The organism is Acidovorax sp. SRB_24, assembly GCF_012931925.1.
In genome coordinates, this window is sequence record NZ_MWOM01000014.1 from 57,543 (window position 1) to 66,585 (window position 9,043).

Annotated in this window: 11 protein-coding genes and 1 pseudogene; 3 read left to right on the forward strand and 9 right to left on the reverse strand. The window is 67.2% G+C overall.

The genetic code is table 11. From position 1 onward, the window contains the following. Together B2J89_RS07205 and B2J89_RS07210 are read left to right on the forward strand one after the other, a co-directional pair. Positions 1–261 (forward strand): annotated as a pseudogene (locus B2J89_RS07205) (hypothetical protein); the annotation flags it as partial. A gap of 133 nt (positions 262–394) precedes the next feature. Then, positions 395–1,525: a branched-chain amino acid ABC transporter substrate-binding protein gene (locus B2J89_RS07210; protein ID WP_169168467.1), complete on the forward strand. Its 1,131-nt coding sequence runs from the start codon at positions 395–397 to the stop codon at positions 1,523–1,525. A gap of 88 nt (positions 1,526–1,613) precedes the next feature. On the opposite strand, the gene B2J89_RS07215 is transcribed toward B2J89_RS07210, so the two are convergent. The 3 genes from B2J89_RS07215 to lexA all read right to left on the reverse strand — a co-directional run bounded on the left by B2J89_RS07215 (position 1,614) and on the right by lexA (position 3,906). Continuing rightward, complete coding sequence (locus B2J89_RS07215) at positions 1,614–2,621, reverse strand: D-2-hydroxyacid dehydrogenase family protein (RefSeq protein WP_169168468.1); 1,008 nt, start codon at positions 2,619–2,621, stop codon at positions 1,614–1,616. A gap of 73 nt (positions 2,622–2,694) precedes the next feature. After that, on the reverse strand, positions 2,695–3,108 hold the full coding sequence (locus B2J89_RS07220) for a hypothetical protein (RefSeq protein ID WP_169168469.1): 414 nt from the start codon (positions 3,106–3,108) through the stop codon (positions 2,695–2,697). 123 nt (positions 3,109–3,231) lie between these two features. After that, positions 3,232–3,906: a transcriptional repressor LexA gene (gene lexA, locus B2J89_RS07225; RefSeq protein WP_169168470.1), complete on the reverse strand. Its 675-nt coding sequence runs from the start codon at positions 3,904–3,906 to the stop codon at positions 3,232–3,234. A 109-nt stretch (positions 3,907–4,015) separates the two neighbouring features. Here lexA and B2J89_RS07230 point away from each other — a divergent pair, with 109 nt between their 5' ends. Next, positions 4,016–4,951, forward strand: coding sequence for an asparaginase (locus tag B2J89_RS07230; protein WP_169168499.1), 936 nt, complete (start codon positions 4,016–4,018; stop codon positions 4,949–4,951). A gap of 89 nt (positions 4,952–5,040) precedes the next feature. Here the strand turns inward: B2J89_RS07230 and adk are convergent, their stop codons facing one another. The 6 genes from adk to B2J89_RS07260 form a co-directional block, all read right to left on the reverse strand. Next, positions 5,041–5,697 (reverse strand): adenylate kinase, encoded by a 657-nt coding sequence (adk, locus tag B2J89_RS07235; RefSeq protein WP_169168471.1) that lies wholly within the window; start codon positions 5,695–5,697, stop codon positions 5,041–5,043. A 163-nt stretch (positions 5,698–5,860) separates the two neighbouring features. Then, positions 5,861–6,673 carry a 3-deoxy-manno-octulosonate cytidylyltransferase gene (gene kdsB, locus B2J89_RS07240; RefSeq protein ID WP_371735981.1) on the reverse strand — a complete coding sequence of 271 codons (813 nt, stop codon included), beginning with the start codon at positions 6,671–6,673 and terminating at the stop codon, positions 5,861–5,863. Then, complete coding sequence (locus B2J89_RS07245) at positions 6,670–6,852, reverse strand: Trm112 family protein (protein ID WP_013519449.1); 183 nt, start codon at positions 6,850–6,852, stop codon at positions 6,670–6,672. The genes kdsB and B2J89_RS07245 overlap by 4 nt, the downstream gene beginning before the upstream one ends. Positions 6,853–6,873: 21 nt before the next feature. Further along, the gene (gene lpxK, locus B2J89_RS07250) at positions 6,874–7,911 is read right to left on the reverse strand and encodes a tetraacyldisaccharide 4'-kinase (RefSeq protein ID WP_169168472.1); all 1,038 of its coding nucleotides are present in this window, start codon (positions 7,909–7,911) and stop codon (positions 6,874–6,876) included. A 6-nt stretch (positions 7,912–7,917) separates the two neighbouring features. Then, positions 7,918–8,352 (reverse strand): biopolymer transporter ExbD, encoded by a 435-nt coding sequence (locus B2J89_RS07255; protein WP_169168473.1) that lies wholly within the window; start codon positions 8,350–8,352, stop codon positions 7,918–7,920. Positions 8,353–8,404: 52 nt separating this feature from the next. Further along, a complete protein-coding gene (locus tag B2J89_RS07260; protein ID WP_169168474.1) occupies positions 8,405–9,034 on the reverse strand; it encodes a MotA/TolQ/ExbB proton channel family protein in 630 nt (209 codons plus the stop codon). Between the last annotated feature and the right edge of the window lie 9 nt (positions 9,035–9,043).

Sequence of the window (9,043 nt, forward strand, 5' to 3'; positions counted from 1 at the left end):
CCGGTGCCCGCCGCCGCGCTGGCGCCGCCGGGGCTGCCCGAGGACGTGGAAGAGTTGCTGGTGCACCGGATCATGCAGCGCGTGGATGTGGTGCTGGACCAGCGCCTGCGCGACGCCATCGCCACGGTCGTGCAGGAGCAGACACGCTCGGTAGTGCCCCGTTTGCGGGAAGAAATCGAGTCGGTGGTGCGGCAGGCGGTTTTCGAGGCGGTGGCCGACGAACTGACGGCCGGTGCAGTTGTTGAAAACATCAAAAGGTAACAGGGTATTCCCCCTGTGGTTTCTCTTGCATTTCATCGTGTTCCCTAGTGCCTCGGCACGGAAACTGCGATATGTTCGCCAGCGCTGAGGCACAAAAATAAATTCTCGGCGTTTATCTTTACTGGAGATTCCTATGCAACTCAAGTTGAAACTGACCGTAGCTGCCGCTATCGCGGCGGTTGCCGGCATCGCCTCTGCACAAGAACAGGTGATCAAAATTGGCCACGTGGGACCCGTATCCGGACCCCAGGCTCACTACGGCAAGGACAACGAAAACGGCGCACGCATGGCTGTGGATGATCTGAACACGCAAGGCATCACCATTGCGGGCAAGAAGATCAAATTCGAGTTGCAGGCGGAAGACGACGCTGCGGATCCCAAGCAGGGAACGGCTGCGGCACAGAAACTGTGCGACGCCAAAGTGGCCGGCGTGGTCGGGCATTTGAACTCGGGCACCACCATTCCAGCGTCCAAGGTCTACAACGACTGCGGCATTCCCCACGTCACGGGCGCAGCCACCAACCCCAATCTGACCAAACCGGGCTACAAGACCACGTACCGCATCATTGCCAACGACCTGGCGCTGGGCGCTGGCTTGGCGACCTACGCTGCCGATACGCTCAAGCTGAAGAAAGTCGCCATGATCGACGACCGTACTGCCTACGGTCAGGGTGTGGCAGAGGTGTTCAAGAAGACGGCCGCAGCCAAGGGCATGCAGATCGTCGACGAGCAGTTCACCACCGACAAAGCCACCGATTTCATGGCCATTCTGACGGCCATCAAATCCAAAAATCCCGACGCCATTTTCTTCGGTGGCATGGACCCGCAGGGCGGACCCATGCTGCGCCAGATGGAGCAGCTCGGCCTGTCCAACGTCAAGTACTTCGGTGGCGACGGCATCTGCACGGCCGAACTTGCCAAGTTGTCAGCGGGTGCCAAGACACTGGGCAACGTGATCTGCGCCGAAGGCGGCTCGTCGCTGGCCAAGATGCCTGGTGGCATGGCCTGGAAGGCACGCTACGACGCCAAGTACCCTGGCCAGTTCCAGATTTACAGCCCCTACACCTATGACGCGACCATGCTGCTGGTCGATGCGATGAAGCGGGCCAACTCGTGGGATCCCAAGGTCTATATCCCTGAGCTGCAAAAGTCCAACTACAAGGGCGTGACCGCCAATATCGCCTTTGAGCCCAATGGCGAAATGAAAAATCCGGCCATCACCTTGTACACCTACAAGGACGGAAAAAAGGTGTCTCTGAACTGACACGAGAGCGTTTAGGCCGGGCGCCGGCCAAACGCTGCACAGTAAAAAGGCTTCCTGCGGGAAGCCTTTTTTGTGTGGCAGGCAACGTTCAGCGGCGCACCTGCAAGGCGCCGGGGTTCACGATGTTGGTCGGTGTCCCCTTGATGTAGTTCACCACATTGTCGAAAGCCGAGCCAAAGTACAGCTCGTAGCTGTCTTGCTCCACATAGCCGATGTGCGGCGTGCAGATGCAGTTTTCCAGGCGCAGCAGGGCATGGCCCTGCAGGATGGGCTCGCTCTCGAACACATCGACCGCCGCCATCCCCGGGCGGCCCCGGTTCAGCGCAGCGATCAGTGCTTCGGGCTCGAGCAGTTCGGCGCGCGAGGTGTTGACCAGCAAGGCCGTGGGCTTCATGCAGGACAGGTCTTCCAGCGAGATGCTGCCACGGGTCTCGTCGTTGAGCCGCAAATGCAGCGACACCACGTCGCATTGCGAGAAAAACTCCTCGCGTGTGCTGGCCACCTGAAAGCCATCGGTGAGCGCCTGGGCGCGCGAGGCCTCACGGCCCCAGATGCGCACATTCATGCCGAAGGCGCGGCCATATCCGGCCACGATCTGGCCGGTCCGGCCATAACCCCAGATGCCCAGTGTCTTGCCGCGCAGCACGCTGCCAATGCCGAAATTGGGCGGCATCGAACCTGCCCTGAGCCCCGATTGCTGCCATGCGCCGTGCTTGAGGTTGGCGATGTATTGCGGCAGGCGGCGCATGGCGGCCATGATCAGCGCCCAGGTCAATTCGGCCGGGGCGACCGGCGATCCCACCCCCTCGGCGACGGCGATGCCGCGCTCGGTACAGGCAGACACGTCCACATGGGGGCCGATCTTGCCGGTCTGGGAGATCAGTTTGAGGCGCGGCAGTTTTTCGACCAGTTGGCGCGTGATCTGGGTGCGTTCACGGACCAGGACAATGATGTCGGCGTCCTTCAATCGCACCGACAGCTGTCCCAGGCCTTTGACGGTGTTGGTGTAGACCTTGGCGTTGTAAGGGTCCAGGCGCGAGGCGCAGTGGAGCTTGCGCACTGCATCCTGGTAGTCGTCCAGAATCACGATATTCATAGCGAGGTATTGTGCCTCGGACCTGCACCACTGCGCTGGCAACAAACCGCAATGGGGCTCGTGCCTGTGCTGATCAATGCAGCATTTCGCGCGCGGCCAGTCTGTCGAGTTCGGCGCATACATCCGCCATGCGTCCGGAAATCACCAGCCGGTCGGTGCCACCCGTGCCCGAACGCCGCAACACGCGCACCGCGCGGTGCGGGCCCGTGGCGCGGACCACAGAGGCGGGCAGGGCCGCGCGGGCCGATTCCGAGGCGGCCGTCGCGCAGGGTTGGGCCCGCTTCTCGGCCGCGGTTGCCGCGTCGGACACCGTTGTGCCGGCGGCATGCCGCAGCGCCGCGCCAGGGTGTGCAGCGTGCCGCGCCACGGAAGGGCCTGCGGCACGGCATGCGGGGGCCGCGGCATGCGTCCTTTGGCGCCGCCACCAGAGACCCAGGGCGTGCAAAGGGTGGACAAAGGCCGACGCGGCCAGCAGGGCAATTCCCATGTGGAACTCCATTCAACAGAGGGTGGACACGGGCGGGATTGCGGAACCTGGCACTGCTGCAGGGCCAGCGGTTTCCAAGAAACCACCCAACGCCCACCACCTGCAGCCGTGCGCCAGGTGGCCCTACATGAGCATGGTGTTGCGGATCAGACCGACCGCGATGCCTTCGATTTCAAAAGCCTCCCCGGGCTCGACGACGATCACCGGGTAGTCGGGGTTCTCGGGCAGCAGTTCGATGGCGTGCGCCGTGCGGCGCAGGCGTTTGACGGTGACGTCGTCCCCCAGGCGCGCGACGATGATCTGGCCATTGCGCGCTTCGCGCGCGGTCTGGACGGCCAGCAGATCGCCGTCCATGATGCCGGCGTCGCGCATGGACATGCCGCGCACCTTGAGCAGGTAGTCGGGGCGGTGCTGAAAGAGGCTGTTCTCGACGCAGTAGGTCTGGTCGATGTGCTGCTGCGCGAGAATGGGCGATCCGGCAGCGACCCTTCCCACCAGGGGCAGCACCAGCTGGCTCAGGCCGGCCAGGGGCAACTGGAACGGGCTGCCGCGTGCGGCGTTGATGGAACGCACGGTCTCGCTGTGCAAGCGGATGCCGCGCGAGGTGCCGCTGACCAGCTCAATGACGCCCTTGCGTGCCAGCGCTTGCAGGTGTTCTTCGGCCGCGTTGGCCGACTTGAAGCCCAGCTCGGCCGCGATTTCAGCGCGTGTGGGAGGGGCCCCGGTGCGCGCAATGGCGCTCTGGATCAGGTCCAGGATCTGCTGCTGCCGGGCGGTGAGCTTGGGGAGGGTGTGCATGGAGGCTCCAAGGGAGTGCCATATTCGGAATGGCTGTTTTTTAATCCAGTAACTGTATTTTTAACCAGTTCTTTGGGGGGCGCAAGTGGGTACTGCGAAATTGGTGGTTTTGGGCACAGGCGGCACGATCGCGGGAACCGCGGCCGAGGCCGGGGACAACGTGGGCTATACCGCGGCCCAGGTGGGTGTGCAGGCGCTGTGGCAATCGGTCCCCGGCCTGTCGCAGGCCTGTGGGGATTGGGTGACCGAGCAGGTGGCGCAGATCGACAGCAAGGACATGGACTGTGCCGTGTGGGGCGCGCTCGCCCAGCGCTGCCAGCACCACCTGGACGATCCCGCAGTGGACGCCATCGTCATCACGCACGGCACCGACACGCTGGAAGAAACCGCATGGTTTCTGCACCGCGTGCTGCGCACGGACAAACCCGTCGTGATGACCTGCGCCATGCGCCCCGCGACCGCCGTGGCGCCCGATGGGCCGCAAAACCTGCTCGACGCCGTGGCCGTCGCCCTCGCGCCGGACGCGCGGGGCGTGCTCGTCGCCTGCGCCGGCGAGGTGCATGGCGCGCGCGGCGTGCAGAAAGTCCACCCCTACCGGCTCAACGCCTTCAGTTCGGGCGAAGCCGGACCGCTGGGGTGGGTCGAGGAGGGAACGGTGCGTTTGGCACAAAATTGGCCGCAAGCTCAGATGGGTAAAGCACATGCAGCTCTCGAAAAGATAGCGCAGGGGGCGCAGTGGCCGCGCGTGGAGATCGCCATGAGCCACGCCGGCGCGAGCGGCGCCACGGTCGATGCGCTGGTGCACAGCGGAGTGCAGGGACTGGTGGTGGCGGCCACCGGCAATGGCACTGTGCACGCTGCATTGCAGGCGGCGCTCGAGCGCGCTGAGGGCGCAGGCGTGGCGGTGCGCGTGGCCTCGCGCTGCCCTCTGGGGCAGATCGTGCCGGGTTCGCCAAGCACTTTTATTGCGTTGCCCGGCCTGAGTCCGGTCAAGGCGCGCGTCGAGCTGATGCTGGAATTGATGGAGGGTGCAGCGCCGCACTGAGCCGCTGCGCAGCGACTGGTCGCGGGGGAGCGCACGCAAAAACGCCCCGCAGGGCGGGGCGTTGCCGGTGAGCGGAAGCCTGCGGGCGTTCAGTCGGCCAGGGCGGCCATGGCGCGGGCGGTGATTTCTTCCACGCTGCCGGTGCCGCTGATGGCCCGGTACTTGGGGGCCTGTGCCGGGTCTTGCTGGGCCCAGCTTGAGTAGTAGTCGACCAGCGGGCGGGTCTGCGCGCTGTACACGTCCAGGCGCTTCTTCACGGTTTCTTCCTTGTCGTCCTCGCGCTGGATCAGGTCTTCACCGGTCACGTCGTCCTTGCCGGCCACCTTGGGCGGATTGAACTTGACGTGGTAGGTGCGGCCGCTGGCGGGGTGCGAGCGGCGGCCGCTCATGCGCTCGATGATGGCATCGAAGGGCACGTCGATTTCCAGCACATAGTCGAGCTTCACGCCGGCCGCCTTCATGGCGTCGGCCTGCGGGATGGTGCGCGGGAAGCCGTCAAAGAGGAAGCCTTGGGCGCAGTCCGGTTCGGCAATGCGTTCCTTGACCAGGCCGATGATGATGTCGTCGCTGACCAGGGCGCCCGCGTCCATGACGGCCTTGGCCTGCAGGCCCAGCGGCGTGCCGGCCTTGACCGCGGCGCGCAGCATGTCGCCGGTGGAGATTTGCGGGATGCCGTATTTCTGGCAGATGAACGCGGCCTGCGTGCCCTTTCCGGCGCCGGGGGCACCGAGCAAGATCAGTCTCATGGAAGTCCTCTAAGTGTGTGAAATCAGCGGCGCCACTGGCCCCGGACACGGTTGTCCGGGGACGTGGCGCTCTCATTGGCGGCAAGGATAGCACGCACATCCTTGGCGCTGGCTGACGGCGGGCGCCTGCGCCACCGCCTGTGTCAAAGGCTTTTTGGCGGCTTCAGGCCAACAGCTGGCGCACGCGTTCGAGGTCTTCGGGCGTGTCCACACCGGCGCCCGGGGCCTGGGCTGCGATGTGGACGGCGATGCGGTGGCCATGCCAGAGCGCGCGCAGCTGCTCCAGGGCTTCGATGGCTTCCGTGGGCGCCTGGGCCAGGGTGGGAAAGCGGCGCAGGAAGTGCGCGCGGTAGCTGTAGATGCCGATGTGGCGCAGCGGCGCAAAGTCGGCCAGCGCGGCCACGCCGGGCTGGGCCTGCGCCGCGTGGCCATCCCACCAGGCGCTGTCCGCCAGGTCGCGCGCATGCGGGATCGGGGCGCGGCTGAAATAGTGCGCCAGCCCGCGCGCATCCAGCACGACCTTGACGATGTTCGGGTTGTCGAAATCGGCCCGCGTCGCAATCGGGTGGGCGGCCGTGCCCATGCTGGCTTCGGGGTGCTGGGCCAGCAGTGCGGCGACGGCGTTGATGAGCTGCGAATCGATCAGCGGCTCGTCGCCTTGCACATTGACGACGATGTCGCCGCCCGTCAGGCCGAGCAGCGTGCAGGCCTCGGCCAGCCGGTCGCTGCCGCTGGGGTGGTCGGCGCGCGTGGCCACGGCCTGGATGCCGTGCGCGGCGCAGGCGTGCAGGATGCGCTCGTCGTCGGCCGCCACCACCACGCGCGCGGCGCTGCTGCGCGCCGCGGCGCGCGCGACGCGCACCACCATGGGCAGGCCGGCAATATCGGCCAGCGGTTTGTCGGGCAGCCGGCTCGATGCCATGCGCGCCGGGATCAGCACGGTGAATGGAGGGGGCGGGCCGGCCGGCGCGCTCACTGCTCCAGCTCCTCGTCGGTCAGGGTGCGTGCCTCGTTTTCGAGCAGGACGGGGATGCCGTCGCGCACCGGGTAGGCCAGGCGCGCGCTGCGCGAGACCAGTTCCTGGCGCTCGCGGTCGTAGGTGAGGGGGCCCTTGGTGACAGGGCAGACCAGCAGTTCAAGCAGTTTGGGGTCCATGGCGGCGCGGTGGTGAAGGGTTCAGGAGGGCGATGATAGTGTCCGCCGCAGCAGGGCGTCGAGTGCGGCAAAGAAGCCGCCATCGATGTCCACCTGCAGCGGAACGGCCAGCGCATCGGGGTTTTGGCGCCACAGCTTGGCGGCGTCCTTTTCGGTGCAAATAAGGCGCAAAGGATCGCCTGACGGGCGCTTCCAGCTATCAAAATCAAAGTGGTCCGGCAGCGCCAGCGTGTCGGCCAGCGTGAGCCCCTGCGCGCGCAGCATGGCAAAGAAGTCTTCGGGCCGTGCAATCGCGGCCACCGCCCGCAGCGGTTCGCCGCGCAGGCTGGGCAGTGGCACGCGCTGGCCGTCGGCGCGCAGGGCGTGATCGGCCAGCTGGCGCCGCAGCGCGAACGTGGGCGCGCTGGTGTCGGGCGCAGGGCCGGCGTGCACGACCAGGTCCACGGCGCGCGGCCAGGGCTCGCGCAGCGGGCCGGCGGGCAGCAGGAAGCCATTGCCGACGCCGCCGTCGTTGAACACGCAGATAGCGACATCGTGTGCCAACGCCCAGTGCTGCAGGCCGTCGTCACAGACCAGCACGTCGGTGCCGGGGTGCTGCGCCAGCAGGGCGCGCGCGGCGTCGATGCGCCGCGGGGCCACCGCCACCGGCACGCCGCAGCGGCGCGCGATCAGTGCGGGCTCGTCCCCGATCTCGCTGGGCAGGCTGTCGGCGCGCACCAGCCGGCAGTCGTGGGCGCTGCGCCCGTAGCCGCGCGAGACCACGCCGGGCTGCCACCCTTGCGCCTGCAGGTGGCGCACCACGGCCATCACGACGGGTGTCTTGCCGGCGCCGCCGGCGATCACGTTGCCGACCACGAGGACCGGCACACCCGGGTGTTCAGCGCGCCGCAGGCCCGTGCGGTACAGCGCGCGGCGCAGCGCCACGAGCAGGCCGTAGAGCAGCGACAGCGGCCACAGCGCCCAGGCCAGCGCGCCGCGCCGGCGCCAGGCGCGCAGCAGCGCCGCTTCGAGCGGCGGCGTGGACCGGGGCGCGGAGGCTGGCTGCGGTGCGGCAGCCATGGGGAGCTAGGATTTGCCAGCGCCCGCGCGCGCGGACGACTGGGTGGCGAAGGTGATCTGCGTGAGGCCGACGCGGCGTGCCGCCTCCATCACGCTCACCACGGCTTGGTGCGGCGCCATGGCGTCGGCGCTGATGATGACCACACTGCCCGGGCCGGCCTGGGCGGCCGCGCGCAGGGCCGTGGCCAGCGCGTCCACGCTCTTGCCCTCGATGCCGGCCTTGTTCACCGCGTAGCGGCCATCGGCGGCGACGGCGACGACGACCTCCTTGGGGTGGTCGCGCTGCTGCTCGGCGTCGGCCACGGGCAGCGTGAGCTGCAATTCGGTGAACTTGCTGTAGGTGGTGGTCAGCATCAGGAAGATGAGGATGACCAGCAGCACGTCGATGAACGGGATCAGGTTGATCTCGGGCTCGTCGCGTTGGCGCGGGCGGAAGTTCATCGTGGCCTCCGGGCAGTCCGGGGGCCGGCGGCGCCGCAGCCGCGGTCCCCGCTCATTTGCGCAGCCGCGCCAGGTGGCGCACGAAGGTCTCGCTCGACAGCTCCAGCGTGAGCAGGTAGGCGTCGACGCGGCTGCGGAAGTAGCGCCAGAAGATCAGCGCCGGAATGGCCACGATCAGGCCGAAGGCGGTGTTGTACAGCGCCACCGAGATGCCGTGCGCCAGCTGCGCCGGGTTGCCGCTGCCCAGGCCGCCCGCGCCGGCCTGTGAGCCGAAAATCTCGATCATGCCGATCACCGTGCCCAGCAGGCCGAGCAGCGGCGCGGCCGAAGCAATGGTCGCCAGGGCGGTCAGGGATTTTTCCAGGCGGTGGGCCACCGCACGGCCGGCGCCTTCCATGGCGGCGCGCAGATCGCTTTCGCTGCACTGCGGCGTGGCGTGCAGCGTGCGCAGGCCGCTGGCCAGCACCTCGCCCAGTGCCGAGTTCTGTGCCAGCTGGCCAACCACGTCGGGGCCCGGAAGGGCCACGGACGACACGGAGATCGCCTCGTCGAGCAGCTGGGCAGGGGCCACGCGGGCGGGTTTCAGGGCCACGAAACGTTCAAAAATCAGCGCCATCGCCAGGACGGAGCAGGCAACCAGGGGCCAGATCGGCCAGCCTGCGGCTTGTATGATCGACAGCAATTCTCTCTC

What these genes read in the sequence shown, in the direction of transcription:
- B2J89_RS07215 (WP_169168468.1), bottom strand. Translation starts at nt 2,621, where the DNA reads ATGAATATCGTGATTCTGGACGACTACCAGGATGCAGTGCGCAAGCTC.
- adk (WP_169168471.1), bottom strand. Translation starts at nt 5,697, where the DNA reads ATGAGACTGATCTTGCTCGGTGCCCCCGGCGCCGGAAAGGGCACGCAG.
- B2J89_RS07220 (WP_169168469.1), bottom strand. Translation starts at nt 3,108, where the DNA reads ATGGGAATTGCCCTGCTGGCCGCGTCGGCCTTTGTCCACCCTTTGCAC.
- B2J89_RS07210 (WP_169168467.1), top strand. Translation starts at nt 395, where the DNA reads ATGCAACTCAAGTTGAAACTGACCGTAGCTGCCGCTATCGCGGCGGTT.
- B2J89_RS07255 (WP_169168473.1), bottom strand. Translation starts at nt 8,352, where the DNA reads ATGAACTTCCGCCCGCGCCAACGCGACGAGCCCGAGATCAACCTGATC.
- B2J89_RS07245 (WP_013519449.1), bottom strand. Translation starts at nt 6,852, where the DNA reads ATGGACCCCAAACTGCTTGAACTGCTGGTCTGCCCTGTCACCAAGGGC.
- lexA (WP_169168470.1), bottom strand. Translation starts at nt 3,906, where the DNA reads ATGCACACCCTCCCCAAGCTCACCGCCCGGCAGCAGCAGATCCTGGAC.
- lpxK (WP_169168472.1), bottom strand. Translation starts at nt 7,911, where the DNA reads ATGGCTGCCGCACCGCAGCCAGCCTCCGCGCCCCGGTCCACGCCGCCG.